The organism is Nocardioides sp. 31GB23, from assembly GCF_040012395.1.
In the GTDB taxonomy this organism is placed as follows: domain Bacteria; phylum Actinomycetota; class Actinomycetes; order Propionibacteriales; family Nocardioidaceae; genus Nocardioides; species Nocardioides salarius.
Genome location: NZ_JBDYKJ010000018.1, coordinates 45,279 through 71,039, shown reverse-complemented (window position 1 = coordinate 71,039; position 25,761 = coordinate 45,279). Strand labels below are relative to the sequence as shown.

The window sequence follows — 25,761 nt, the reverse complement described above, 5'->3', positions numbered from 1 at the left end:
CGCGGTCGCGAGCTCGGCAGCGGTGTCGAGGACAGCCTCCTCCGACATCTCCTCCACCACCGCGTCCTTGAGCATGAGACCAGCCAAGCACCCGCCACCGACATTCGAGATCGAATCGCAGATCGATGCTGTGGAGGACATCGCCACCGACGGCATTCCGGTCGTGAGGCTGCTCAGCGGGCGTCGGCGGTCCTTGCAGCGGCGAGGTCGGCGTACTCGTCCGCGAAGGCCCGCACCGCGGCGACGAACCCAGTGAGGTGCTCCTCGGTCACGGCCAGGCTGAGGGCCAGGTAGCCGCGCTCGGCGATGTAGTAGCCCCCGGCCAGCAGGTCGTGGAAGAGCAGCCTGCGCCAGCGGGGATCGACACCCGCGACGTCGGACCACTGCTCCACGGGCCCCGGTGCAGGGTGGATGGTCATCAGGGAGCCGGCGCCCGTCACGCAGAACCCGACCGGGGCCAGAGCCTCGTTCAGCTGGGCCCTGAGCCGATCGCCGCGTCCGTTGAGCCGTGCGAGCGTGTCGGCGTCGAGCAGCCCGGTGACCACAGCGCCGACGGCCATCGTGAACGCGTTGTTGTTGAAGGTGCCCCCGTGGGTGAGGCCACCCCGGCCGGGGTCGAAGGCTTCCATGACGTGCCGGGGCCCGCCGAAGGCTCCGAAGGAGAAGCCGCCGCCGAAGTACTTGCCCAGCACCGTCAGATCGGCATCGACACCATGGACCTGCTGCGCCCCGCCGACGGCCAGTCGGGACGTCATCACCTCGTCCATGACGAGCAGAGAACCGTGGGCGCGGGTGAGGGAGCGCAGAGTCGAGAGGAACTCCGGCGAGGCAGGGATGCAGCCACCCGCGCCGAGCATCGGTTCGACCAGGACGCAGGCGATCTCGTGCCCGCCACGAGCGAACTCGGCCTCAACAGCGGCGATGTCGTTGTAGGGCAGGACGGTGAAGTCGAACGGGACCCGCAGCGGCTCACTGCCGGGAAGGAAGGTCATCGGGCCGCCGTGGTAGGCGCCCTCGAAGACGACGACCCGGTCACGGCCGGTGACGTGGCGCGCGGTGAGCACCGCCATCAGGTCCGCCTCGCTGCCCGAGTTGGTGAACCGCAGCTGGTCGACCGAGGCGAACCGCTCGACGACCGCGTGGGCGAAGTCCGTCTCGGGCTCGCTCATCGCGCCGTACCCCCACCCCCGATCGAGCACCCCCCGCACCGCTTCCGCGACTTCGGAGCGGCGGCCCAGCAGGCCGGCGGAGTAGTCGCCGAGCAGATCGACGACGTGGTCGCCGTCGACGGTGGTGAGCACCGCTCCCTCGGCACCGTCGATGCGTACGCCGAAGGGCTCGGTGTGCAGCACGGACCTGGTGTTGCCGCCGGGCATCACCTCGGCCGCCGCACTCGCGAGTCGCGCGCTCGTCGGGTTGCGCTCGCGGTAACGACGCGTGGCATCGCTCAGTGCGACATCCAGGGGGTCCGTCATCGCCTCACCCTAGGCGCCCGAGCCGGACGGTCAGGCCCGAGTCGGCCGGTAGCCCCACTCCAGAGCGCTCTCACGGGATCGCGCGCGACCCCGGAGCCGGATGACCCCTCGCGAGCGTCCACCCGCACCGCGCTCCGCGGCCCGACGGGCCCCGGCGACGACGTGGACGCGCTGGGTGAACACCACGAAGCGAGCCTCCTCGACAGTGCTCCCCGCCGGGGTCACGTCCACCGCGACCCACAAGCCGTCCGGCTCGAAGCCGACGACGGCCTTGCCCGTGCCGGCGCGCTCCTTGCTCACGGCAGCGGAAGTGACCTGGAGGTCGAACTCGACCGCTCGGGCGTGCGCCCCGCGGGTCCTCCGCAGCAGCTGCGTCGCCTCGACGAACGCCCGATCCTCCGAGGAGATGACGCCCGCCCGGACCCACGGCGCCTGTGGGCCGGTGGCGCCGATCCCGGGTCGGACCTTGTCGCCGTTGACCCAGACATCTCCCCAGCTCATCCACGCATCCTCGCACTGGTCCTGGGCCCAGCGTCCGGAGGAGGTGGACCCCTTGGTCCGGCTGGTCCTGGCGGTAGTCCATAGTTGACCCGTGCCGGGCTCGTCAGAGGCCGGCTCCGCGGACGTGGTGTAGTTGCAGCGCGCTTCCCTTCCAGGGAAGAGGTCGAGGTTCAAATCCTCGCGTCCGCTCCACAAGCTCGAGAAGTGGCGCTGCCGAGGCAGCGCGTCAAGCTGGCGAGACTTCTCCCGACAATGTGCTGTTGCAGGGGTTCTCGGCATACGCCTAGCTGCGTAGCTTGGGCTGCATGCCTACGACTCTCGTCTACGAGGCGTACACCCTGAGTCTGAAGGAGCTGTACGCGCGCATGTGGGCCATCGGGGCTGACGACATCGGGGACGGCACTCGGCTCTTCCGACCCGCACCGGGTAGTCGTCAGGCTCTCAAGTGGCTCATCGAGGACCTGTCCGGCGCAGCCGCCCATCCCGAGCGGACGACGCCCGCCAACAACGCGCTTCGACAGCAGGCCCACCGCGCGCTGATCGAGAGCGGACTGGCTGAACGGATCAACCAGGTCTCATTCCGCCTATTGGTGGAACCAGCAGCCATAGGCGCGGCTCACGACCGCAGCCCGGAGGGACTTGCCGTCGCCGAGCCCCCACGGACCGCGGAAGCCGACGGGGTCACGATCACGGACGTTGAAACGGCTGACATCACCACAGATCTCGACACCCTGAGCTTGGCTGACCTTGACTGGAGCCCATGGCATTCGCTGATGGATGCAGCCACGTCTGCGACGACCAGCCCGGGCGTCTACGCAGCCCGGAGCGATGGCCAACTGGTCTACATCGGGATGGCGGGTGAGCGTCGAGGCCTCGGGGTGCGAGGCAGGATCCTTGTCTATCTGCGTGGCCGAGGCGCTGTCTCCGGTCTCGGCGAGGCCGCACTGGATCGGGGCCTCGCAGACCCCGCATGGCTCTCCCAGCGACTGACAGACCTGTTGACCGACGGGCCCTCCAGGAGCAAGGACTGGGCCGTGGCTGCACTACAGCGAGCTGGCCTCGAGCTCTGCTGGGCAGCGGCTCCCGACGCAGCAACCGCACGCGAGTGGGAGCACCGCTCCCTCCAGGAGGCGGAGGACGTCGCATTGTGGAACCGTGCGCGACCGCCAGCACGGGGAGGGGCTTAGCCGGGCTGCTCGAGGCTTGCGGCGACCCCACCTCAGCGCCGGAAGCGTCTCCGCACTTGAGCGGCTTGGTCCACAGTCAGGTGCCATCGCGCATACGGGAGGCTCTGCCACCCTTGACCGCGCAGCCAACGTCGAATGGCGGGCTCGCCGACCTCCAGCTCGACAGCGAGCTGCTTAGGAGTGACGCCCTCAGTCATGCAACCGAATCTAGGGGAACCGAGGTCCTTCGTGCAGGAGGGTCGACGTCCCTACACCTTCCCCCGCAGGATGCGCGTGAAGTAGGTCAGCGGCAGCCCGTAGCGGTCGGCGTACCAGGTGGCGATCCGCGGCTTGGTGAGGTCGGGGAACGGCACGCTGGGTGCGGGCCGGCCGTCGCGGTCGACCTCGACGAGCATCAGCCGGCGCTTCGAGGTCGTGATCGGCATGACGGTGTAGCCGTCGTAGTGCTGCGGCGGCTCGGAGCCGGCGGTGGTGATGTTGTGCGAGAGCACCTCGACCTGCTTGCGCAGGCCGCCTCCGGAGGGGCGGGTGCGCAGGTCGGCGACGTCGCCGAGCGACCAGACCGACGGGTGCCGGCGGTGCCGCATGGTCTGCGGGTCGACGTCGACGAGCCCGGCGTCGCTCGGCCCCTCGAGGTCGCTCTCGGTGACCCATCGCGGCGTCCGGTAGTGCGGCACGACGTGCGCGTAGGTGACGTCGTCGAGCTCGACCTCCCCCGCGGGCGTCGTGACCGTGACGCGGCGGTCGGCGAGGCCGGTGACCCGACCCTCGCGCAGCACCCGCACGCCGTACGACGCCAGCACCTGCTCGAGCCACCCGTCGGGCCCGGCCAGGCCCAGGGGCGTCGGCCCGGGGAGCACCAGGTGCACCTCGATGTCGCCGAGCACGCCCTGGCGGCGCCAGTGGTCGCAGGCCATGAACAGCGGCTTGAGCGCGGTCGCGCCGCAGGGTGCCGGCTCGGGCGGCACCGTGAAGACCACCCGGCCCGCGCGCAGGTGGCGCAGGGCGGGCCAGACGACCGGGGCCGTCTCGATGACGAACGTCGACCCGGCCCAGCCGGCCTCCTGCGCCTCCCGCAACCCGGGGGTGGCGCCCCAGTCCTCCTCGAGGCCGGGGCAGACCACGAGCGTGGTGCACCCGACCTCGCGGCCGCTGGCCAGCCGCACGCTCGGGCCCGCGGGGTCGACCGCGACGACCTGGTCCTCGATCCAGGTGGCGCCCTCGGGCATCACCTTGGCCGCGGATCGCTCCAGCGACGACATGGTCGCCTCGCCGGAGCCGACGTAGTTGAGCAGCGGGCGGTAGCGGTGCACCGCCTGCGACTCGACGACCGCGACGGCGTCGGCGCCGTCGCGCAGCAGCCGCGCCGCGAGCGAGACGCCGGCGTTGCCGCCGCCGATGATCAGTACGCCCCGGTGCTCCATCGAGCCAACGTAGCCGCGCCGACTACACCCCCCTGTCCTCGTCGGGCATCAGGATCCACAGCACGGGGTAGATCAGCAGCTGGCTGCCCGGCACGACCATCAGGATCAGCACGAACAGCAGCCGGGTGATCCACGGAGTCAGGCCAAAGCGGCGTCCCAGGCCGGCGCAGACGCCGCCGAGGACCCTCCCGTCGCGTGGGCGCACTAGTCCCTGGTTGCCGAAGCTGGCACGGATGTCGGTCATGGCGTTCCTTCCTGGTGGTGGCTGATGACCCCAGTGTGGATCGCCCGAGCGCTGCGGGCCATCGGGATCTGCCCTGGTCCGACCCTGACCAAGGTCCCGAGAGGCATTGTGCTGCTACATTTGCTTCAAGCATCGACACAAACTCGGGAGCACGCCGATGGGCATCGCCATCTACCTGTCAGGCTTCGTCGTCATCAACGTCGTCGCCACCGTCGTCTTCCTGACGGTGCAGCGCGACAAGGCCAGAGGCGAGCTGCTGGCGTTCGCGGAGACCGTGCCCGCTCCCCTGACCCCCCAGGTGGAGGAGTGGTTGGCGCCGCAGCTGCATCGCCGCGCGGTCTACCCCTTCGTGGGTTTCTTGTGGGGCACCTCTGCGGCCTACGCCCTGCCTGGGTCAGGCTGGGACGACGTGCCCTGGCAGTGGTTCATGCTCGTCATGGGGGTGGGTGTCGGCTCATCAGCCGGCGCGCTGCTCGCCAGCTTTCGCACCGAGCCGCTGGTGGACGGGCCACAGCGCGCGGTCGACCCGGTCCGCCGTCGCACCTCGGACTACTACGGACGCTACGACCGCTTGCGGTTGCGCCTGTCGGCCATCACCGCAGTGTTGTCGCTCGTCCTGGCGGCCGGGATGGCAGCGGGGGCCGGCACGGCGACGGCCGACCGGGCGTTGCTCGCCTGCACCACCGGGGTCGTCATCGTCGCCGCCCACCACTGGGTCGTGGCTCTGGTCGTGGCTCGACCCATGGTGACCAGTTCCACCGAGGGCCTGCTGTGGCAGAAGGCGGTCCTCGCCAGGACCGTGGGGCCGATGCCGCACCTCGCCATCTTCGCCGCGATCTTCAGCGCTGTCATCGCGGTCTATGCATCGATCGTGGACTTCCAAGAACTGTCGCTCCCGACCCTGCTGCTCAGCGCCGGCGTCGCAGTCCTCGGCGCCCTCGGGGTGCTGATCATGCTCCTAGGCATCCTGGGCGACGCGCGACGGGCGAACCTCCACGAAAGCGTCAGGCCGTGAGCATCGCCATCGACACCGCCTCCAGCGTCCCGCCGTACGAGCAGCTGCGCGCGCAGATCGCGGCCATGGTCGCGAGCGGCAGCCTCGCGGCGGGCACGCGCCTGGCCACCGTGCGCCAGATGGCGGCCGACCTGGGGCTGGCCCCCAACACCGTGGCCCGCGCCTACCGCGAGCTCGAGGCCGACGGCCTCATCGACACCCACGGCAGGCGCGGCACCTTCGTCCGCTCGACCCGCACACCGAGCCCGGACCTGCGCGCGCTGGTCGCCGACTACGTCAGTGCCGCCCGCGCCCTGGGGCTGACCTGCCCCGAGGCGCTCGCGCTGGTGCAGGAGGAGTGGCCGAGCTGACCGGCCCGCTCAGATGCCCGAGGTCTCGACGCTGTCGAGCACCCGGTTGGCGGCCGCCCGGTCGAGGCTGCGCACCTGCACCCACAAGAGCCGGTTGCCGGCGACCTGCACCACCCGCTCGACCGTCACCCCCGACCCGCCGCAGCCGGTGTGCAGCACCGTGACCGACGGGGTCTCGCCCTCCTCGACCACCGGCGACTGCTCCTGGTCGCACTCGGGGTGGGTCGGCATCAGCTCGGGCAGGGCGCTGCCGGGCATCAGGCCCAGGAACACGCCCTCGGCCGCGCGACGCGGGTCGGTCCAGGCCGGGTCGGTGCCCACCGAGAGGGCGGCGTAGGAGCCGGAGCCGTCGGGGCCGGCCCAGCCGGCGCCGCCGACGCTGCGCTCCCAGTCGGCCGGCACCTCGACCGAGAGGGTGCCGCCCTCGTCGCCCACCACGCGCAGGTCGGGGCGTGCCTCCCGCTCGATCGCGTGCCCGGCCCACGCGCCGCCGGCCGCGGCCAGCAGGCCGGCCACGACGGTCGCGGCGACCAGGCCGCGTCGGCGCCGGCGTGTCGGCGGCTCGGGCTCGGACAGCGGCGCCGACGGCACGTGCAGCGAGGGCCGGTTGCCGGGCTGGGTCAGCTCGGGGTCGACCGGCAGCCAGGGCGCGGTCGCCGCGCCCCCGACCCCGCGCACCGCCGGCTCGAGCGCCGCGGCCAGCTCGGCCACGAACGTCTCCACGTCGGGCCAGCGCTCCTCGCGCTCGACCGCCAGCGCGCGGCGTACGACGCCGTCGACGGCCGCGGGCAGGTCGCCGCCCAGCGGCGCGGGCGGCTGCGGGTCGGCCGCGGCGCGCAGGCTGGCGTGGGAGAAGGCCGGTCGCCCGGCGAGCAGGAGGTAGGCGACCGCACCCAGCGAGTACTGGTCGGCCCGGGCGTCGGGGGCCTCGGCCTGCGCCTGCTCGGGCGCCACGTAGGAGGGGCTGCCGGCGACCATCGTCAGCCGCGACGACACGTCGAGCGCCTTGCCCAGGCCGAGGTCGCCGAGCATCGCGCGGACCTCGCCCTCGACGGTGCGGAACAGCACGTTGGCCGGCTTCACGTCGCGGTGCAGGATGTCGCGCGCGTGCAGCGCGGCGAGCCCCGAGCCGACCTGGCGCACGATCTCGAGCGACTGGGCGGCGCTGAGCCCGTCGATCTCGAGCCGGTCGGCCAGGGTGCCCTGGTCGGCGTACGACATCACCAGGTAGGGCCGGCCGTCGTCGAGCTCGCCGGCGTCGTAGACGCTCACGACGTGCGGCGACTCGACGCGGCGCAGGTAGCGTCCCTCCTCGAGGAAGCGGCGGCGCACCTGCGCGTCGTCGGTCCAGTTGTCGGCCAGGACCTTCACCGCGACCGGGGAGTCGAGGTGCTCGTCGTAGGCCAGCCAGACGGTCGCGAAGCCGCCCGAGCCGATGCGCCGGCGCACGGCGTAGCGGCCCAGGCGCTGGGGGATCCGCTGGCCGGTGGACACCCAGGCATGATGGGCCATGGAGGTAAAGGAGACCAGTGGGCGCACCGCGGGCGTACGACGCCGACGAGATCGACGACCTGGCCCGGCGGGCGCAGGCCGGTGACCGCCCTGCCCTCGAGGAGCTGCTGACCGCCGTCCGCCCGCGGGCGCTGCGGGTCTGTCAGGGCGTGCTGCCGCACTCCGCCGACGCCGAGGACGCCTGCCAGGAGGCGCTGATCAACATCGCCGGCAAGATCGGCGGCTGGGCCGGACGCGGCCGCTTCACCACCTGGATGCACGCCGTCGCGGTCAACAGCGCCCGCACCACCTACCGCCGGATGAAGAACCAGGCCGTGCCCGCCGACCCGCAGGCCGAGGGCGGCGGCCGGCTCGAGCGGCCCGACCCCCGCACCACCAGCGTCATCGCCGGCACCCGCCTCGACCTGCTCGAGGCGATGGAGACCCTCGAGCGCGAGCACCCCCAGCTGGTCGAGCCGCTGCTGCTGCGCGACGTCTACGGCCTGCCCTACGACGAGATCGCGCGCCTGGTCGACGCCCCGCTCGGCACCGTCAAGGCCCAGATCCACCACGGCCGGCGCCTGGCCCGCCCGCTGCTGCGCGGGGACGACGCGTGAGGCGCGCGCTGCTGGCCGTCCCCCTCCTGGCGCTCGCCGCCTGCTCGGGCACGGCCGAGGAGCCGCTGCTCGAGCGGCCGGCCGGCGCCGAGGCACCGGCCCTCGTGGTGCCGGCCGCGGCCGGGGCGGCGGCGTACGACGGCGTGGACGACCCGGCGCTCGACGTCGCGCTCAGCGAGCCGGTCGAGGACTCGGTCTACCCGCGCATCGGCGACCCCGGCGTCGACGCGCTGCACTACGACCTCGACCTGGCGTGGGACCCCGACGCCGAGGTGCTGACCGGGCAGCAGGTGCTCCTGCTGCGCTCGACCGAGGACGACGACGAGCTGCAGCTCGACCTGAGCCCCGAGCTGCGGGTCGGCTCGGTCACGGTAGACGGCGAGGAGACCGACTTCCGCCACGAGGGCAAGGACCTGGTGGTGGTCGCCGACGTGGAGGCCGACGAGCGCTACGAGCTCGCGCTCGACTTCGAGGGCACCCCGCTGCCGGTGCCCGCGCCGACGACCCGCGGCGACTTCGCCACCAACGGCTGGACCACGATGCCCGACGGCTCGACCTGGACGATGCAGGAGCCGCACGGCGCCTACACCTGGTACGCCGTCAACGACCATCCCTCCGACAAGGCGCTCTACGACATCGCCGTGACCGTGCCCGAGCCGTTCACCGGCGTCGCCAACGGCGAGCTGGTCGACACGACCGAGGCCGACGGGCTGCGCACCACGACCTGGCACCTGGCCGAGCCGGCGGCGTCGTACCTGATGACGATCGCGACCGGCGACTACGTGCTCACCGAGGACGAGTCGGCCAGCGGGGTGCCGATCCAGTACTGGGTGCCGCGCGAGCGGCAGCGCCTCGCGCGCACCCTGGCGCCGACGCCCGAGGGGCTGGCCTGGCTCGAGGAGATCCTGGGCCCCTACCCCTTCGACACCCTCGGCATCCTGCTCGTCGACAGCGAGAGCGGCATGGAGACCCAGACCATGATCACGCTCGGGATGACCGACTACGCCACCTCGCCCGCGGTGGTCGTGCACGAGCTCGCGCACCACTGGTGGGGCGACGACGTGACGCCCGCGGACTGGCGCGACGTGTGGATGAACGAGGGCATGGCGATGTACCTGCAGGGCATGTGGGAGGCCGAGCAGGAGGACTACACGCTCGAGCAGCTGATGGACTACTGGGCCTCCTTCGAGGACGAGGAGCGCGCCGCCGCCGGCCCGCCCGCCGACTACGACCCGGCCACCTTCGGCGAGTCCAACATCTACTACGGCCCCGCGCTGATGTGGCACGAGCTGCGCCGCGACCTCGGCGACGAGCTGTTCTTCGAGCTGGTGCGCGCCTGGCCGGCCGAGCACCAGAACGCCACGTCGTCCTACGCCGAGATCACCGCGTGGTGGTCGGAGCGCTCCGGGCGCGACCTCGCCGGGTTCTTCGACGCGTGGTTGCTGGGGGAAGTCACGCCGGCGCGGGGGTAGTGCCGGCGACCCCGATGCACTGCGATGGCCCCATGCGGTTCCTGGTGCTGGGCGGGTCGGTCTTCCTGTCGCGGGCGGTGGCGGTCGAGGCGGCCGCCCGCGGCCACGACGTCACGGCGGCCTGCCGCGGGTCGTCGGGCCCGGTGCCCGAGGGGGTGCGCCACGTCGCGGTCGACCGGGTGGCCGGGCTGCCCGACGAGCTCACCTCGACGGCGTACGACGCCGTGGTCGACGTGGCGCGCACGCCGTCGTGGGTGCGGGCGGCGGTCGCGGCGTGGCCAGGGGCGCACTGGACCTTCGTGTCCACGATCAACGTCTACGCCGACGACGCCACCCCCGGCGGGCGGCCCGGCACGCTGCCGCTGCGCGAGCCCCGCGACGACGCCGACCTGCGCGAGGAGCCCGAGGCCTACGGGCCGATGAAGGTGGCCTGCGAGCAGGCGGTGCTCGACGAGGCCGGCCAGGCCTGCGTGGTGCGGCCCGGGCTGATCGTCGGACCCGGCGACCCCACCGGCCGCTTCACCTACTGGCCGGCGCGGCTCGACGGGGCCGGCGACGGCGAACAGGTGCTGGCCGGCGGGTCGCCCGACGACCTGGCGCAGGTGATCGACGTGCGCGACCTGGCCCGCTGGCTGGTCGACGCCGCCGAACGCGGCCTGACCGGCGTCTTCGACGGGGTCGGGCCCGCGATGCCGCTCGGCCGGCTGCTCGACGAGGTGGCCGGCGGGGTCGGCGCCGCGCCCCGCTGGGTGTGGGCCGGCGACGAGGCCCTCGAGGCCGCGGCGGTGTCCCCGTGGATGGGCCCGCGCTCGCTGCCGCTGTGGCTGCCGCGGCCGGCGTACGACGGCATGCTCGCGCACGACTGGAGCCCGTCGCGCGAGGCCGGGCTCGCCGTCCGGCCCCTCGCCGAGACCGCCGCCGACACGCTGGCGTGGCTGCGGGTGACCCCGGAGGCGGTGGTGACCGGGTTGACGCGGGCCGAGGAGCGAGAGGTGCTCACAGGGCTGCCCCAGGAGCCCTAGCCTTCGCACCATGACGCGGCTGACCTCCCACGACCTCATCGACCTCGTGCTCGACGAGGGGTCGTGGCGCGGCTGGGACGAGGCACCGGCGTACGGCGAGATCAGCGAGCAGTACGCCGCCGAGCTCGCGGCCGCGCGCGAGAAGGCCGGCACCGACGAGGCGGTGGTGACCGGCGAGGGCGTGCTGCGCGGGCGTCGGGTGGCGGTGGTGCTGGGCGAGTTCGGCTTCCTCGCCGGCTCGATCGGGCGGGCCACGGCCGACCGGCTGGTCGCGACGATCAAGCGGGCCACCGCGGAGGGGCTGCCGCTGCTGGCGGCGCCGATCAGCGGCGGCACCCGGATGCAGGAGGGCACGCCGGCGTTCGTGCAGATGGTGCGCATCGCCGAGGCGGTGATGGCCCACAAGACCTCCGGGCTGCCCTACCTGGTCTACCTGCGCCACCCCACGACCGGCGGCGTGATGGCCAGCTGGGGCTCGCTGGGCCACGTGACGGTCGCCGAGCCGGGCGCGCTGGTGGGGTTCCTGGGCCCGCGGGTCTACCAGGCGCTCTACGGCGAGGACTTCCCCGAGGACGTGCAGACCTCGGAGAACCTCTATGCCCGCGGCATCATCGACGCCGTCGTCGCACCCGAGGACATCGCCGACATCCTGCACCGCGCCCTCGACATCATGCTGCCCCCGCGCGAGCAGATGGCGCAGGTGGGCGACCCCGGCGACGACGACATCCCCGACGTCGACACGTGGGAGGCCGTCACCCGCTCGCGCGACCCCGAGCGTCCCGGCGTACGCCGCCTGCTGCGCTACGCCGCCTCCGACGTGGTGCCGCTCAACGGCACCGGCCAGGGCGAGGCCGACCCGGGGCTGCTGATCGCGCTGGTGCGCTTCGGCGACGTGCCGTGCGTCTTCCTCGGCCAGGACCGGCGCGGCCAGACCAAGGCGCACCCGCTCGGGCCGGAGGCGCTGCGCGAGGCGCGGCGCGGGATGCGGCTGGCCTCCGAGCTGCGGCTGCCGCTGCTGACCGTCATCGACACCCAGGGCGCGGCGCTGAGCGTGAACGCCGAGAACGGCGGCCTGGCCGGCGAGATCGCCCGCTGCCTGGGCGACCTGGTCACCCTCGACGCGCCCACGCTGAGCCTGATGCTCGGCGAGGGCAACGGCGGCGGGGCGCTGGCGCTGCTGCCGGCCGACCGGGTGGTGGCCGCCCAGCACGCGTGGCTCTCGCCGCTGCCGCCCGAGGGCGCCAGCGCGATCGTGCACCGCGACCTCGACCACGCTCCCGACATGGCGCGCCAGCAGCGGGTGCGCGCCCTCGACCTGCACGAGGCCGGCATCGTCGACCGGGTCGTCGCCGAGCGCCCCGACGCCGCCGAGGAGCCCGAGGAGTTCTGCCGCCGCGTCGGCGCCGTCCTCGCCCACGAGCTGGCCGGTCTGCTCACCCGCGGCGCGGGCACCCCCGAGGAGCGGGTGCGCCGCTACGAGCGACGCCCCACCGCTGGTTGAGCAGCGGCGGTCGTTGGTCGAGCAGCGAGGGCCGAAGGCTCGAGCGACGCCGAGACCCCGTGACCCCATGGCGTACGGCGCGTGGGCACCTCACCGGGTCTCGGCGACGCTCCTCGCTGGCGCTCGTCACTGCTCGACCAACGGGGGGTGACGGGGCACCCTGTTGACTGGCGGCATGCGCGCCCGCTCCACCGCCGCCCTCGCGGGCGCCCTCGCCCTGTTCCTCACCGCGCCGCCGGCCCTGCTCGCCCCCGCCGCGGCGCAAGGGACGGCCGGGCCGCGCGTGAGCGAGGCGCTGGTCGCGGTGGGCGCTGAGCCGGGCGGCGCCGAGGTCGAGCTCGACACCTCCGTCTTCGTGCCCGACGGCGAGGGGCCGCACCCGGCGGTGCTGCTGACCCACGGCTTCGGCGGCAGCAAGGACGACCTGGTCGAGCAGGCCGGCGACCTGGCGGGCGACGGCTACCTGGTCCTGACCTACACCGCCCGCGGCTTCGGCGACTCCGGCGGTCGCATCCACCTGGCCGACCCCGACTACGAGATCGCCGACGCCCGGGCGCTGGTCGACGTGCTCGCCGAGCGCGACGACGTGGTCGCCGACGCCGACGGCGACCCGCGCGTGGGGCTCGTCGGGGCGTCGTACGGCGGCGCGGTGTCGCTGATGACCGCCGCCACCGACCCCCGCGTCGACACCGTGGTCGCGGCCATCACCTGGCACGACCTGGCCGAGTCGTTCTTCCCGCAGTCGGTGCGCGGCAGCGACGCCCCGGGACCGTTCAAGCAGCTGTGGGCATCGCGGTTCTTCCTCTCCACCGCCGCCCAGGGCGCCCAGGACGACCCGGTCTGCGGGCGGTTCGCCCCCGAGGTGTGCCGGCTCTTCCTCGAGGCCGCCGAGACCGGGGAGCCCAGCCCGGGGCTGCTCGACCTGCTGGGCGAGCACAGCCCGGCGCCGCTGCTCGACGACCTCGACGCGCCGGCGTACCTGGTGCAGGGCATGGCCGACACCCTCTTCGGCGTCGACCAGTCCGAGGCCACCGCCGAGGCGCTGCGCGAGGAGGGCACCCCTGTCGCGGTGCGCTGGAGCGACGGCGGCCACGACGACCTCGGCGGCTCGCTGGAGGCCGACACCGCGACCATCGAGCCGTGGCTCGAGCACTACCTGCGCGGCCCCGGGGTCGAGGAGACCACCGACCTGCCACTGCCCGAGCTCAGCTGGGCGCTGCCGCGCACCCGCGGCCAGGACGCCTCGACCGTGCAGAGCACCGACGAGCCCGGCTCGGCGGCGTACGAGTCGCTCGAGCTCGAGGGCGAGACCCAGCCGCTGGCCAACCCGCCGGGCGGTGAGCCGCAGTCGATCACCGCGGTGCCGGCGACCGGCGACGCGGTCGACGAGTTCAGCGACGTGGTCTCGACCTACCCGCTCGCCGCGCTCCCGGGCCAGTCGGCCTCCTTCGACACCGCCGAGCTCGACGAGGCCCGTACCGTCGTCGGCTCGCCGCGGGTGCGCCTCTCGGTCACGTCGACGGGGCGCAGCAGCACCCTCTTCCTGAGCCTGTGGCAGGTCGCCAACGGCGTCCCCGAGCTGTCGCGGCGCCTGGTCGCCCCGGTCACCGTCGCCACCACGCCGGGCGAGGCGACCACCGTCGAGGTGGCGCTGCCGGGCGGCACCTGGCAGGTGCCCGCCGGCTCGCGGCTGCGGGTGCTGGTGACCTCGACCGACCAGACGTACGCCGCCCCGCGCACCGCCCGCGCCGACCTCGTGCAGGTCAGCGACCTGCAGCTGCCCTCGGTCGACGGCGCCGCCGTGCTGGCCACCGACGGCGGCGGCCTCGACGACGAGGTCGTGGGCCTGCTGGTCGCGATCGGCGTCGTCGCGCTCGGGCTGCTGCTCGCCGCGCTGGTGGGCCGGCGCCGCAGCCACGGCCCGGTCGACCCCGACCTGGCCGACGTGCCGCTGGTGGTCGAGGGGCTGGTCAAGACGTACGCCGACGGGCACCGCGCCGTCGACGACGTGACGTGGCGCGCCGAGCGCGGGCAGGTCGTGGGCCTGCTGGGCCCCAACGGCGCCGGCAAGACCACGACGCTGCGGATGGTGATGGGCCTGATCGCCCCCGACTCCGGCCAGGTGCACGTGCTGGGGCGCCGCGTGGGCCCCGGCACGCCGGTGCTGGCGCGGGTGGGCGCACTGATCGAGGGGCCGGGGTTCCTGCCGCACCTCAGCGGGCGCGCCAACCTCGAGGCCTACTGGGCCGCCACCGGCCGCGACCCCGCCGAGGCCGGCTACGAGGAGGTCCTCGAGATCGCCGCGCTGGGCGGCGCGGTCGAGCGCCCGGTGCGCACCTACAGCCAGGGCATGCGCCAGCGGCTCGGGATCGCCCAGGCCATGCTGGGGCTGCCCGAGGTGCTGGTGCTCGACGAGCCGACCAACGGGCTCGACCCGCCGCAGATCGCCGGGCTGCGACCCGTGCTCGCGCGGTACGCCGCCGCCGGCCGCACCGTGGTCGTCTCCAGCCACCTGCTGGCCGAGGTCGAGCTGACCTGCTCGCACGTGGTCGTGATGCACGCCGGCCGCGTGGTGACCACCGGCACCGTCGCCGAGCTGGTCGACTCCACCGACACCACCGTGGTGACGTTGGCACCGGGCAGCGACCCCGACGTCCTGGCCGACAAGCTGCGTGGCCTGGAGGGCATCACCGAGGTCGAGGCGGTGGCCGACGTCGACGAGCCGCACGTGGTGGTGGTCGCCGACCTGGAGCGCGCCGAGGTGGTCCGCGCCGCCGCCGGCAGCGGGGCCGACGTGGTCGGTGTCAGCAGCCGCCGCCAGCTCGAGGAGGTCTTCCTCGGCGTGATCGCCGCGGCCTCCGGCTCCGACCCCGACCTCAGGCAGGTGCGTTCGCGATGAGCTCGTCCACCGCGACCCTGCCCGGGCGGCCGCTGTCGCTGCGCGCCGAGCTGCGCCGCCAGCTGTCGCGCCGCCGGACCCTGTGGTCGTTCGTGCTGCTGCTGGCGCTGCCGCTGGTCATCGTGGCAGCCTTCGCGCTCGGTGACGGCGACCCCAGCGAGGGCAGCCTGGTCGACCTGGCCACCGGCGGCGCGGCCAACTTCGCGATCTTCACCACCGCGGTGTCCTCGTCGTTCCTGCTGATCGTGCTGGCCGCGCTGTTCGTCGGCGACTCGCTGCCCTCGGAGGCGTCGTGGTCGACGCTGCGCTACCTGCTGCTGGCGCCGGTGCCGCGGGCGCGGCTGCTGGCCAGCAAGCTGGTCGTCGGCCTGGCGAGCACCGCCGTCGCGGTGGTGGCGCTGATCGGCTGGTCGTTGCTCGTCGGGCTGGTCTTCTACGGCCCCGCGGGGTTCAGCAACCCCAGCGGCGGCACCCTCGACTGGGCGACCTTCGGGCCCCGGCTGGTCGTGGTGGCGGCGTACCTGGTGGTCACGCTGCTGCCCGTCGGCGCCATCGCCTTCGCGCTGGGGGTGCGCACCGACGCGCCGCTGGCGGCCGTGGGCGGCGCGGTGATGGTGACGATCGTGGCCGCGATCCTCGACCAGATCGACAACCTGGGCTCGCTGCGCAACGCGCTGCCGATGCACGACGCGGGGGCGTGGTTCGCGCTGCTGCGGCCCGAGGTGGTCTGGGACGACCTGGTGCAGGGCACCTTGTGGTCGGTGCTCTACACGCTGGTCTTCGTGGGGCTGGCGTTCTGGATGTTCCGCCGCAAGGACGTGCTCAGCTGAGCCTGCCCGCTGGGTAGAACGCGTTACAGTTCGGGGATGGATCGCACGTACGTCGTCTCCGGCGCCGCCTCCGGGATCGGTGCGGCCACCGCCGCCCTGCTGCGTGAGCGGGGCGACCGGGTGGTCGGCGTCGACCTGCGCGACGCCGACGTGGTCGCCGACCTGTCGAGCGTGGCTGGGCGATCGGCGGCGGTGCAGGCGGTGCGGGGGCTGACCGACGTCGTGCACGGCGTGGTGCCCTGCGCCGGGGTGGCCGGGCTGACCGGCGTCGACCCGGCGCTGGTGGTCTCGGTGAACTACTTCGGGGCGCTCGCGCTGGTGCGCGGGCTGCGCGCCGAGCTGGCGGCCGCGCAGGGTGCCGGCGTGGTGCTGCTCGCCTCGAACTCGATCACCTGCCAGCCCGGGTGGGCCGGCGACGTGGCCGACCTCTGCCTCGCCGGCGACGAGGACGCCGCCCGCGCCGCGGCGGCCGTGACCCGGGCGGTGCAGGTCTACCCGGCCACCAAGGCGGCGCTGGCGTGGTGGGCGCGCCGCGAGGGTGTCGGCGCCGACTGGGCCGGCGCCGGCATCCGCGTCAACGCCGTCGCCCCCGGCCTGGTCGCCACCCCGATGACCGACCGCCTGCGCGCCGACCCCGAGCTCGGCGCCTTCGCCGACTCCTACCCCACCGCGATCGGCCGCCCCGGCCGCCCCGAGGAGGTCGCCGCCACCATCGGCTTCCTGCTCTCCGACGCGGCCTCGCTGGTCGTCGGGTCGGTGCTCTACGTCGACGGCGGCACCGACGCGGTGCTGCACCCGGAGGTGCCGGTGGGGTGGCAGGTCAGCCGCGTGTCGACACCGGGCTAGCCGGCCCGCCACGCCGGGGGCGTCGACGCCAGCTGCGCAGGAGCAGGACGACGGCGTACGCGAAGCAGCACGCGGCGACCACCCGGGCCACCAGCACGTGCTGGTCGGCGGAGAACAGGATGTTCAGCCGGCCCAACCACGGCACGGCGTACCAGACCTCACCCCGCACCTGGCCGGCCCGCACCTGCTCGCGGTCGGGCGCCTCGTTGGCGTCGCCCTGGGTGGTGAACACGCGTTCTCCGTCAGCGTCGTGGCCCATGCCGACCACGCGGTGGGTCACCATCGTCGGCTCGCCCGAGCGCGGCTGGTAGGTGATCGGCGTGCCGATGCCGATCTCCTCGGCGGACACCGGCCTGACCACCACCAGCGTCCCGGACGGGTAGGTGGGTCCCATCGAACCGGTCAGCACCGTCATCGGGGTGGAGCCGGACAGCCCAGGGACGACCACCGCGGCTCCGACCACCGCCACCGCGATGCCCAGCACGACCCACGAGCAGAGGCTGAGCAGCGATGCGGCCAGTCGCGGCACAGCCATGGGCCGATCATCCCACGATGACCGGCGTGCTGGGGCCCGGCTAGTCACAACCGACCATGCGCCTGTGGCTCTTCGGCCAATCCACGGGGGTGCCCGCGGCCCTAGCGTCAGCCGGATGACCACTACTCGCGCCCTCCGCGGCCGGCTCCTGGCCTCCCTCGTGGCCGTCGCCCTGCTGCTCCTGGCCGCCCCGGCGCCGTCGTCGGCCCACGTCGCTCCCGCCACCGCCGCGAGCGACGAGGCCGACACCCTCAAGACCGTCTACTTCGACATGTTCGCCCAGCAGCGCGTCAAGCCCCGCCGGATCTTCCTCAGCGCCAACGCAGGGCAGTACCTCAAGCGGCTGCGGTGGAGCGACTGGGGCAGCGCCACCACGACCGCCACCGGCACGTTCGTGAGCGACTGCGCCTCCTGCCCGCCCCCGGAGAAGCGGGGCGCCGAGGTGAGGATGAAGCGGCTGCGCACCTGCACCAAGAAGGGCGTGCAGACCTACCGGAAGATCGTCGTCACCCTCAGCGAGCCCTCCGAGGGCAACGACGTCGTCCGGTTCACCCTGCCCGGCGGCTGCCCCTGAGCAGGCCCCTGGGCCCGGCCCTCAGAAGAGCAGCGCGGAGGCGGGATCCTGCAGCAGCCCGGCGACGTCGGCCAGGAAGCGCGAGCCCTTCTCGCCGTCGATGTGGCGGTGGTCGAAGGAGAGCGCCAGCGTGGTGACGTCGCGGGCGACGACCTCGCCGGTGGTCTCGTCGACCCAGGGCCGCTTGTTGATGGCGCCGAAGCACAGGATCGCCGACTCGCCCGGGTTGATGATGGGCGTGCCCGCGTCGACGCCGAAGACGCCGACGTTGGTGATCGTGAAGGTGCCCTCCGCCATGTCGGCGGGCTGGGTCCTGCCCTGGCGTGCGGTGGCCGTCAGCTCGCCGAGCTCGCTCGCCAGCTCGACCAGCGAGAGGCTGTCGGCGTCCTTGACGTTGGGCACCACCAGGCCGCGGGGGGTCGCCGCGGCGATCCCGAGGTTCACGTAGTGCTTGTAGACGACCTCCTGGGCGGCATCGTCCCAGAACGAGTTGATCTCCGGCGTACGCCGCATCGCCAGCAGCACCGCCCGGGCCAGGACCAGCAGCGGGCTGACCTTGACCTCACGCAGCTCGCGCCGCTCCTTGAGCCGCTCGACGAGCTGCATGGTCGCGGTGACGTCGACGGTGACCCACTCGGTGACGTGCGGGCTGGTGAAGGCCGACTGGCTCATCGCCTGCGCCATCATCTTGCGCACGCCCTTGACGGGCTCGCGGGTCTCGCGCTCGCCAGTGGTCGACTGGTGGCTTCGCGACGGTCGCTGGGCGACCTCCTCAGCCTGCGTGGTCGCGGCCTGGACGTCGTCGCGGGTGATCGAGCCCTGGGGGCCCGAGCCGGTCAGGGTGCTCAGGTCGACGCCGAGGTCCTTGGCGAGCTTGCGCACGGGGGGCTTCGCCAGGGCGCGGGTGGACGCTTGGTCTCGAGACGGTTGCTGCGCAACCTCCTCGACCAGCGAGCGGTCGACCACCGAACGGGCGGGGACGGGCTCCTCGTCGGTCTCCTCCTCGACGGGCGGCGCCGCACCCGGCTCGAAGGCGGCCTGGGCCTGGCGGTTGGCGGCGGCCGCGCCGGCGCCGTGCCGCGCCCGGCGGGTGGGGCCGCGGTCAGCCTTGTTGCGACCCACCAGGCTCTCGCCCTCGCCGCCGCCGCTGGCGGCGGGGTTGGAGAGGTCGATCTCCATCTCGGGGGCCGGCGTGCCCGAGCTGGCGCCGGGTTGGGGCGCCGGTGCACCACCGGCCGCCGGGGCGGCCTCGTCGGCACCCACGCGGATGATCGGGGTGCCCACGGGCACGGTCTCGCCCTCGGGGACGAGCAGGGCGGTGACCTCGCCGGCGTACGGCGAGGGCAGCTCGACCAGCGACTTCGCGGTCTCGATCTCGACGACCACGTCGTTGATCTCGATGACGTCGCCGACCTTGACCTTCCAGGTCACGATCTCGGCCTCGGTGAGGCCCTCGCCCACGTCGGGCAGCTTGAACTCAGGCATGCGCGTGCTCCTTCGAGGCTCTCAGTAGGCCAGGGTGCGGTCGACGGCGTCGAGGACCCGGTCGAGGTCGGGGAGGAAGTCCTCCTCGATCCGCGACGCGGGGTACGGCGTGTCGAAGCCGCCGACGCGCAGCACCGGCGACTCCAGCGAGTAGAAGCACTCCTCGGTGACCCGGGCCGCGACCTCGGCGCCGATGCCGAGGTTGACGTGCGCCTCGTGGGTGATCACGGCGCGGCCGGTGCGGCGCACCGACTCGTAGACCGGGCCCATGTCGAGCGGCGAGAGGGTGCGCAGGTCGATGACCTCGAGCGAGCGGCCCTCGGTGGCGGCGGCCTCGGCCGCCGACATGGCCGTCTTCACGGTCGGCCCGTAGGCGAGCACGGTGACGTCCTCGCCGCGGCGTACGACGCGCGAGGTGAAGAGCGGCTCGGGGGTCGCGGTCTCGTCGAGCTCGGCCTTCTCGGCGTGGTACTGACGCTTGGGCTCAAGGAAGATGACCGGGTCGTCGGAGGCGATGGCCTGCTGCATCATCCAGTAGCCGTCGACGGGGTTGGAGCAGGCCACGACCTTGAGGCCCGGGGTGTGCGCGAACTGCGCCTCGGGCGACTCGCTGTGGTGCTCGACCGCGCCGATGCCGCCACCGAAGGGGATCCGGATGACCATCGGCATCGGCGAGCGGCCCTTGGAGCGGTAGTGCATCTTCGCGACCTGGCACACGATCTGGTCGTAGGCGGGGTAGACGAAGCCGTCGAACTGGATCTCCACCACGGGGCGGTAGCCGCGCAGCGCGAGGCCGACCGCGGTGCCCACGATGCCCGACTCGGCCAGCGGCGAGTCGATGACGCGGTCCTCGCCGAAGTCCTTCTGCAGACCGTCGGTGATCCGGAAGACGCCGCCGAGCTTGCCGACGTCCTCACCCATCACCAGGACCTTGGGGTCGTCCTCCATGGCCTTGCGCAGGCCCATGTTGAGCCCCTTGGCCAGGGTGATCTTCTGCGTGCTGGCGGACATCAGCGGGCCTCCTCGAAGGTCTCGAGGTACGCCGCGAAGCCGTCGCGCTGGGCGACCAGCTCCTCGGGCATGTCGGCGTACACGTGGTCGAACATCTGCATGGCCTTGGGGTCCGGCATCGACTTGCAGCCCTCGCGCAGGTGGGCGCCGAGGTCGTCGGCCTCCTTCTTGAGGTCGTCGACGAACTCGGTGTCGATCAGGCCGTTGCGGCGCAGGTAGGCCTCCACGCGCGCGATCGGGTCCTTGAGCTTCCAGCTCTCGACGTCGTCGCTGAGCCGGTAGCGGGTGGGGTCGTCGGTGGTGGTGTGCGCGCCCATCCGGTAGGTGTAGGCCTCCACGAAGGTGGGGCCCTGGCCGTCGCGGGCGCGCTGCAGCGCCGCCTGGGTCACGGCGTACGTCGCCATCACGTCGTTGCCGTCGACGCGCACGCCCGGGAAGCCGAAGCCCAGCGCGCGCTGGTAGAGCGGGATGCGGGTCTGGCGCTCGATGGGCTCGGAGATCGCCCACTGGTTGTTCTGGCAGAAGAAGACGACCGGCGCGTTGTAGGAGGCCGCGAAGATGAAGGCCTCGTTGACGTCGCCCTGGCTGGAGGCGCCGTCGCCGAAGTGCGCCACGACCGCCGCGTCGCGCTCGGGGTCGCCGGTGCCGACGACGCCGTCGCGCTGCATGCCCATGGCGTAGCCGGTGGCGTGCAGGGTCTGGGCGCCGATGACGATCGTGTAGAGGCCGAAGTTGAACTCGGCGGGGTCCCAGTTGCCGTGGTCGACGCCGCGGAAGAGGCCCAGCAGGCTCAGCGGGTCGATGCCCTTGCAGTAGGCCACGCCGTGCTCGCGGTAGGTCGGGAAGACGTAGTCCTGCGGGCGCAGCGCGCGGCCGGCGCCGATCTGGGCCGCCTCCTGGCCCAGCAGCTGGGCCCAGATGCCGAGCTCGCCGTGGCGCTGCAGGGCGGTCGCCTCGGTGTCGATGCGCCGGGTGAGGACCATGTCGCGGTAGAAGCCGCGCAGCTGCTCGGCGCTGAAGTCCATGTCGAACTCGGGGTGGTGCACCCGCTCGCCCTCGGGCGTCAGCAGCTGCACCAGCTCGGGGCCGCCGTCGTTCTGCGAGGGGCCGAACACCTCGGCGAGGTCGGGGCCGAATCCGTCGCGGTTCTGGCCGCGTTCGGTGGCGGGATCAGGCACGGGGCACGCTCCATTCGAGTCACGGGCCGAGCGGGGTCTCCGCGGGCCGCACGTGGTCCGGGCCTGGCTCGGCGCGGGGTGGTGCGCCATCGTGCCAGGGGTCTGTGACCCGGACCACACGAGTAGCGCCAACCTACCGAACCGGTCGGCGCGCTCGCCAATCACCCACCCACCCGGACCGGCCGTGCCCGCTACCGTCGAGGCATGTCGACCTCACCGGTGCACACCTCCCTGACCGTGCAGGCTCCCCCGGCCACCGTGTTCGCGATCCTCAGCGACCCGCGCCAGCACCCCCGCATCGACGGCTCGGGCACCGTGCAGGGCACGGTCTCGGGCCCCGACCAGCTGGTGCTCGGCTCGGAGTTCGGGATGTCGATGAAGCAGGGCGCGCCCTACAAGATCACCAACAAGGTCGTCGAGTACGACGAGGACCGGCTGATCGCGTGGCGGCACAAGGGGCTGCACCGCTGGCGCTACGAGCTGGACCCGACCGGCGACGGCGGCACCCGCGTCACCGAGACCTGGGACATCACCCGCTACCCCGCCCCGGTGCGCGCGGTCTTCCGGGCGCTCTTCGCGAAGCGGACCCAGGCCGCCATCGAGGCGACCCTGCCCAAGCTCAAGGACGCCGCCGAGGCGGACGCAGGGGTGCGTTGATGTCGATCCGCACGGGCACCGAGGTCGAGCGCGCCGACTGACGGCCCGCTCCGACTAGGACCACGCCGACTCGAGCACCCGCGAGGCGTGCTCCAGCGTCCACGGGTCCTCCGTGTCGACCATCCTGGTGATCACGCCGGTCACCAGCGCCAGCAACGCGTCGGTGGCCAGCTCGTCGCGCTCACGGCCGAGCTGTTCGCGGGCCCATTCCACCGCGCGCCGCTCGCCCTCAAGGGCCACGCCCATGCCGGGGAGCATGGCCACGTCACCCCGGGACAGCTCGCGCCAGGCCGCCCACTGCCGCTCGTGCGAGAGGTCCTGCTCGTGGTCGGGCAGGAGCAGCGCCGGTCCTCGCCGCTCCGGCACCGCGAGGTGCCAGCGATCGGACCAGCGCCGGTTCCAGATCCGCACGCGGTCCCTGGCCGCCTGCACGCAGGCGCGGCGCAGCATCTCGGACCGGTTGCCGTACTCGTGCATCAGGGTGCCCGGGCTGATCCGCACCACCGCCGCGATCTGGCGCTGGCTGGGGCCGCGCAACCCGCCCTCGACGACCAGGGCGTTGATCGCGTCCAGGACGTCGGAGGTGCGGCTGAACTCGGCGAGGGGGCGCATGCCCGGAGTCGACCACCCCGCGTCGACCGACGCGAGCGCTCCTCCACAGGCCGCGTCGCCCGACACACACCCGCCCTCCCCATTCGTCGACCGGTTGATCAACGACAACGGCCGTTGGTCAACCGATCGACGAATGGGGAGGGGGGTCTGTCTGGGAGCAGCTGGCGCTCAGAGCCGGTCGCGGTCGTGCGGGGTGCGCCAGAGCGACTCATCGGGGCCCTTGGGCACGATGCCGGTGGGGTTGATGTCGCTGTGCACCACGTAGTAGTGCGCCTTGATCTGCTCGAAGTCGATGGTGTCGCCGAACTCCGGGATGGAGTAGAGGTCGCGCGCGTAGCCCCACAGGTTCGGCATCTCGGTGAGCTTGTTGCGGTTGCACTTGAAATGGCCGTGGTAGACCGCGTCGAAGCGCACCAGCGTGGTGAAGAGCCGCACGTCGGCCTCGGTGATCGCGTCGCCCATCAGGTAGCGCCGCTCGCCGAGACGCTCCTCCAGCCAGTCGAGGGCGTCGAAGAGCCGGTCGTAGGCCGACTCGTAGGACTCCTGGTCGCCGGCGAAGCCGCAGCGGTAGACACCGTTGTTGACCTCGGTGAAGATCCGCTTCATCACCTGCTCCATCTCCTCCCGGCTCTCGGCGGGCCAGAGGTCGGGGGCGTCGGGGCGGTGGTGCTCGCGCCACTCGAAGAACAGGTCGTGGGTGATCCAGGGGAAGTCGTTGGTGACCACCTTGCCGGACTCGACCTCGACCATCGCCGGCACCGTGATGCCTCGCGGGTAGTCGGGGAAGCGCGCGAAGTAGGCCTCCTGCAGCCGCTCGATGCCCAGCACCGGGTCCTTGCCGCCGGGATCGAGGTCGAAGGTCCACGACCGCTTGTCGTGGGTGGGGCCCGGCGTGCCCAGCGAGATGACGTCCTCGAGCCCGAGGAGGCCGCGCACGATGATCGAGCGGTTGGCCCAGGGGCAGGCCTTCGCCGCGACCAGGCGGTAGCGGCCCGGCTCGGCCGGCCACAGCTCACCCTCGACCGGACCGTGCTCGGGGCGCCGCGCGCCCTGCGTGATGCGATCGGGCACGTAGTTCATGTCGCGGTCGAAGCCACCGGCCTCGACGTACGTCGGCTTCAGGTCCTCGCTCATCCGTCCAGACTAGGTGAAGGCTCAACCACCCAGGTCATCCCTGGCACTCACCCCCCGGAGAACGAGCGCGCCACCTCGAGCAGCCGGTCGTTGGCCTCCACCTCGCCGATCGAGACCCGGCAGCCCTCGCCCGCGAAGGGGCGCACCACGATCCCGGCCTCGTCGCAGGCCGCCGCGAACTCCGAGGTGCGCTCGCCGAGGGCGAACCAGACGAAGTTGCCCTGGGCGTCGGGGACGTCCCACCCGGCCGCACGCAGGCCCGCCTCGACCCGGTCGCGCTCGGCGACCAGCGCGTCGACCCGTGCCAGCAGCTCCTCGCCGGCCTCCAGCGAGGCCACCGCGGCCGCCTGCGCCACCGCGGAGACGCCGAAGGGCAGCGAGACCGCCCGCAGCGCGCCGGCGACCTCGGGCTGCGCGACGGCGTACCCGACCCGGAAGCCGGCCAGGCCGTAGGCCTTGGAGAAGGTGCGGAAGAGCACCACGTTGGGGTGCGCGCGGCAGGTCGCGAGCCCGTCGACCGCGTCGTCCATCCGCACGAACTCGAGGTAGGCCTCGTCGACGACGGCCACCACGTGCGCGGGCACCCGCGCCAGGAAGGCGTCGAGCTCGGCCTGGCTGACCGCCGGGCCGGTGGGGTTGTTGGGGGTGCAGACCATCACGACGCGGGTGCGGTCGGTGATCGCCGCGGCCATCGCGTCGAGGTCGTGGTGGCCGTCGGCGCGCAGCGGCACCTGCACCGAGCGCGCGCCGGCCGCGGTGACCGCGATGGGGTAGGCCTCGAAGGAGCGCCACGCGTAGACGACCTCGTCGCCGGGCTCGCAGAATGCCTGCAGCAGCTGGTAGATCAGCGCCACCGAGCCAGTCGCCGCCGCCAGGTCCTCCACGGGCACGCCCAACCGCTCGGCCAGCGCCTCGTAGAGCGCCCTGCTGCCCATGTCGGGGTAGCGGTTCATCGCCTCGACCGCACGGGTCGCGGCCTCCACCACGCCGGGCAGCGGCGGGTAGGGGTTCTCGTTGCTGGAGAGCTTGTACGCCGTCAGGCCGGGGCGCGGGGTGGGGGGCTTGCCGGGGACGTAGGCCGGGATGTCTGCGATGTGCGAGCGCGGCCGAGGCGTCGTGGGGGTGCTCATGGCGTCACCCTAGTCAGGCCCGGCGGGCCCGCCACGGCCGCAGCACCAGCACCAGCACCAGCCCCGCGGCCACCCCCAGCGCGGCCCCGGTGACGTTGTCGACCACGTCGGTGACGTCGCAGGCCCGGTCGATGCGGGCCAGCTCGAGCTGGGTCCACTCGATGCCCACCGAGTACGCCGCCAGCGCCAGCAGCCCGATCGGCACCGTCACCCACCCCGAGCGCCAGCGCGCCGCCACCACGACCAGCAGCGCCCCGGAGGGCACGAAGACCAGCACGTTGAGCAGCCGCTGGCCGCCCGAGAAGATCCAGAACCCCTCCGGGGCCGGACCGCCCAGGTCGAAGGAGCACGAGCCCATCCGCTCGTCGGCGTAGACGACCTCGGTGGCCCCGTCGGCGGGCAGCAGCGTGACCAGCGCGATCACCGCCAGCGACCACAGGAGGCCGGCGAAGGACCACGCCCAGACCACCCCGGTACGCCGCTGCAGGGCCAGCGCGAGCGCCAGGCAGACCAGCCCGGACAGGACGGCCCCGGCGAGCATCGCCTCCACACCACCGACCGGGAACACGAC

Annotated in this window: 25 protein-coding genes and 1 tRNA gene; 13 read left to right on the top strand and 13 right to left on the bottom strand. The window is 73.1% G+C overall.

Annotated features, from left to right (window positions below):
- Positions 1-173: 173 nt before the first annotated feature.
- A complete protein-coding gene (locus ABKW28_RS07930) occupies positions 174-1,475 on the bottom strand; it encodes an aminotransferase class III-fold pyridoxal phosphate-dependent enzyme (protein WP_348608018.1) in 1,302 nt (433 codons plus the stop codon).
- Positions 1,476-1,505: 30 nt separating this feature from the next.
- Positions 1,506-1,976, bottom strand: coding sequence for a hypothetical protein (locus ABKW28_RS07925; RefSeq protein ID WP_348608016.1), 471 nt, complete (start codon positions 1,974-1,976; stop codon positions 1,506-1,508).
- 118 nt (positions 1,977-2,094) lie between these two features.
- Between ABKW28_RS07925 and ABKW28_RS07920 the strand changes: the two genes are divergently transcribed.
- Both ABKW28_RS07920 and ABKW28_RS07915 read left to right on the top strand, forming a co-directional pair.
- Positions 2,095-2,168, top strand: a tRNA-Gly gene (locus tag ABKW28_RS07920).
- A gap of 113 nt (positions 2,169-2,281) precedes the next feature.
- Positions 2,282-3,163, top strand: coding sequence for a hypothetical protein (locus ABKW28_RS07915; protein WP_348608013.1), 882 nt, complete (start codon positions 2,282-2,284; stop codon positions 3,161-3,163).
- 248 nt (positions 3,164-3,411) lie between these two features.
- Here ABKW28_RS07915 and ABKW28_RS07910 read toward each other — a convergent pair whose 3' ends face one another.
- Both ABKW28_RS07910 and ABKW28_RS07905 read right to left on the bottom strand, forming a co-directional pair.
- Entirely contained in the window at positions 3,412-4,587 is a 1,176-nt protein-coding gene (locus tag ABKW28_RS07910; RefSeq protein WP_348608010.1) for an FAD/NAD(P)-binding oxidoreductase, read from the bottom strand.
- 22 nt (positions 4,588-4,609) lie between these two features.
- Positions 4,610-4,831 (bottom strand): PspC domain-containing protein, encoded by a 222-nt coding sequence (locus ABKW28_RS07905; protein ID WP_348608008.1) that lies wholly within the window; start codon positions 4,829-4,831, stop codon positions 4,610-4,612.
- Positions 4,832-4,988: 157 nt separating this feature from the next.
- Here ABKW28_RS07905 and ABKW28_RS07900 point away from each other — a divergent pair, with 157 nt between their 5' ends.
- Together ABKW28_RS07900 and ABKW28_RS07895 are read left to right on the top strand one after the other, a co-directional pair.
- Entirely contained in the window at positions 4,989-5,846 is an 858-nt protein-coding gene (locus ABKW28_RS07900) for a hypothetical protein (protein WP_348608005.1), read from the top strand.
- Positions 5,843-6,196 (top strand): GntR family transcriptional regulator, encoded by a 354-nt coding sequence (locus ABKW28_RS07895; RefSeq protein WP_348608002.1) that lies wholly within the window; start codon positions 5,843-5,845, stop codon positions 6,194-6,196. Before ABKW28_RS07900 ends, ABKW28_RS07895 begins: the two co-directional genes overlap by 4 nt.
- Positions 6,197-6,205: 9 nt before the next feature.
- Here ABKW28_RS07895 and ABKW28_RS07890 read toward each other — a convergent pair whose 3' ends face one another.
- Positions 6,206-7,690 (bottom strand): serine/threonine-protein kinase, encoded by a 1,485-nt coding sequence (locus ABKW28_RS07890; RefSeq protein ID WP_348607999.1) that lies wholly within the window; start codon positions 7,688-7,690, stop codon positions 6,206-6,208.
- Between the two features lie 35 nt (positions 7,691-7,725).
- Between ABKW28_RS07890 and ABKW28_RS07885 the strand changes: the two genes are divergently transcribed.
- The 7 genes from ABKW28_RS07885 to ABKW28_RS07855 all read left to right on the top strand — a co-directional run bounded on the left by ABKW28_RS07885 (position 7,726) and on the right by ABKW28_RS07855 (position 16,874).
- Positions 7,726-8,304 (top strand): RNA polymerase sigma factor, encoded by a 579-nt coding sequence (locus ABKW28_RS07885; RefSeq protein WP_348607996.1) that lies wholly within the window; start codon positions 7,726-7,728, stop codon positions 8,302-8,304.
- Positions 8,301-9,776, top strand: coding sequence for a M1 family metallopeptidase (locus ABKW28_RS07880; RefSeq protein WP_348607993.1), 1,476 nt, complete (start codon positions 8,301-8,303; stop codon positions 9,774-9,776). The genes ABKW28_RS07885 and ABKW28_RS07880 overlap by 4 nt, the downstream gene beginning before the upstream one ends.
- Before the next feature lie 32 nt (positions 9,777-9,808).
- Positions 9,809-10,798, top strand: a complete 990-nt coding sequence (locus ABKW28_RS07875; protein ID WP_348607990.1) for an NAD-dependent epimerase/dehydratase family protein — start codon at positions 9,809-9,811, stop codon at positions 10,796-10,798.
- Between the two features lie 10 nt (positions 10,799-10,808).
- On the top strand, positions 10,809-12,299 hold the full coding sequence (locus ABKW28_RS07870) for a carboxyl transferase domain-containing protein (RefSeq protein ID WP_348607987.1): 1,491 nt from the start codon (positions 10,809-10,811) through the stop codon (positions 12,297-12,299).
- Positions 12,300-12,474: 175 nt separating this feature from the next.
- The gene (locus tag ABKW28_RS07865; RefSeq protein ID WP_348607984.1) at positions 12,475-15,198 is read left to right on the top strand and encodes an alpha/beta fold hydrolase; all 2,724 of its coding nucleotides are present in this window, start codon (positions 12,475-12,477) and stop codon (positions 15,196-15,198) included.
- Entirely contained in the window at positions 15,195-16,028 is an 834-nt protein-coding gene (locus tag ABKW28_RS07860) for an ABC transporter permease (protein ID WP_348607981.1), read from the top strand. The genes ABKW28_RS07865 and ABKW28_RS07860 overlap by 4 nt, the downstream gene beginning before the upstream one ends.
- 36 nt (positions 16,029-16,064) lie before the next feature.
- Positions 16,065-16,874, top strand: a complete 810-nt coding sequence (locus ABKW28_RS07855; RefSeq protein ID WP_348607978.1) for an SDR family oxidoreductase — start codon at positions 16,065-16,067, stop codon at positions 16,872-16,874.
- Here ABKW28_RS07855 and ABKW28_RS07850 read toward each other — a convergent pair.
- On the bottom strand, positions 16,849-17,409 hold the full coding sequence (locus ABKW28_RS07850; RefSeq protein WP_348607975.1) for a signal peptidase I: 561 nt from the start codon (positions 17,407-17,409) through the stop codon (positions 16,849-16,851). The two genes, ABKW28_RS07855 and ABKW28_RS07850, sit on opposite strands and share 26 nt — an antisense overlap.
- Positions 17,410-17,524: 115 nt before the next feature.
- On the opposite strand from ABKW28_RS07850, the gene ABKW28_RS07845 reads away from it, so the two are divergent.
- Positions 17,525-17,983, top strand: coding sequence for a hypothetical protein (locus tag ABKW28_RS07845; RefSeq protein ID WP_348607972.1), 459 nt, complete (start codon positions 17,525-17,527; stop codon positions 17,981-17,983).
- 21 nt (positions 17,984-18,004) lie between these two features.
- Here ABKW28_RS07845 and ABKW28_RS07840 read toward each other — a convergent pair whose 3' ends face one another.
- The 3 genes from ABKW28_RS07840 to pdhA are packed head-to-tail and all read right to left on the bottom strand — an operon-like array spanning position 18,005 to position 21,594.
- Positions 18,005-19,468, bottom strand: a complete 1,464-nt coding sequence (locus tag ABKW28_RS07840) for a dihydrolipoamide acetyltransferase family protein (RefSeq protein ID WP_348607965.1) — start codon at positions 19,466-19,468, stop codon at positions 18,005-18,007.
- 21 nt (positions 19,469-19,489) lie between these two features.
- Positions 19,490-20,479 carry an alpha-ketoacid dehydrogenase subunit beta gene (locus ABKW28_RS07835; RefSeq protein WP_348607962.1) on the bottom strand — a complete coding sequence of 330 codons (990 nt, stop codon included), beginning with the start codon at positions 20,477-20,479 and terminating at the stop codon, positions 19,490-19,492.
- Positions 20,479-21,594: a pyruvate dehydrogenase (acetyl-transferring) E1 component subunit alpha gene (pdhA, locus tag ABKW28_RS07830; RefSeq protein ID WP_302705665.1), complete on the bottom strand. Its 1,116-nt coding sequence runs from the start codon at positions 21,592-21,594 to the stop codon at positions 20,479-20,481. Before pdhA ends, ABKW28_RS07835 begins: the two co-directional genes overlap by 1 nt.
- Before the next feature lie 267 nt (positions 21,595-21,861).
- Here pdhA and ABKW28_RS07825 point away from each other — a divergent pair, with 267 nt between their 5' ends.
- Positions 21,862-22,314 (top strand): SRPBCC family protein, encoded by a 453-nt coding sequence (locus tag ABKW28_RS07825; RefSeq protein ID WP_348607959.1) that lies wholly within the window; start codon positions 21,862-21,864, stop codon positions 22,312-22,314.
- Between the two features lie 54 nt (positions 22,315-22,368).
- Here ABKW28_RS07825 and ABKW28_RS07820 read toward each other — a convergent pair whose 3' ends face one another.
- The 4 genes from ABKW28_RS07820 to ABKW28_RS07805 all read right to left on the bottom strand — a co-directional run bounded on the left by ABKW28_RS07820 (position 22,369) and on the right by ABKW28_RS07805 (position 25,758).
- Entirely contained in the window at positions 22,369-22,926 is a 558-nt protein-coding gene (locus ABKW28_RS07820) for a hypothetical protein (RefSeq protein ID WP_348607953.1), read from the bottom strand.
- Positions 22,927-23,094: 168 nt separating this feature from the next.
- The gene (locus ABKW28_RS07815) at positions 23,095-24,060 is read right to left on the bottom strand and encodes a glutathione S-transferase C-terminal domain-containing protein (protein WP_348607950.1); all 966 of its coding nucleotides are present in this window, start codon (positions 24,058-24,060) and stop codon (positions 23,095-23,097) included.
- Between the two features lie 47 nt (positions 24,061-24,107).
- Positions 24,108-25,190: a histidinol-phosphate transaminase gene (gene hisC, locus ABKW28_RS07810; RefSeq protein WP_348607947.1), complete on the bottom strand. Its 1,083-nt coding sequence runs from the start codon at positions 25,188-25,190 to the stop codon at positions 24,108-24,110.
- Between the two features lie 13 nt (positions 25,191-25,203).
- Positions 25,204-25,758: a VanZ family protein gene (locus tag ABKW28_RS07805; protein ID WP_341229809.1), complete on the bottom strand. Its 555-nt coding sequence runs from the start codon at positions 25,756-25,758 to the stop codon at positions 25,204-25,206.
- Between the last annotated feature and the right edge of the window lie 3 nt (positions 25,759-25,761).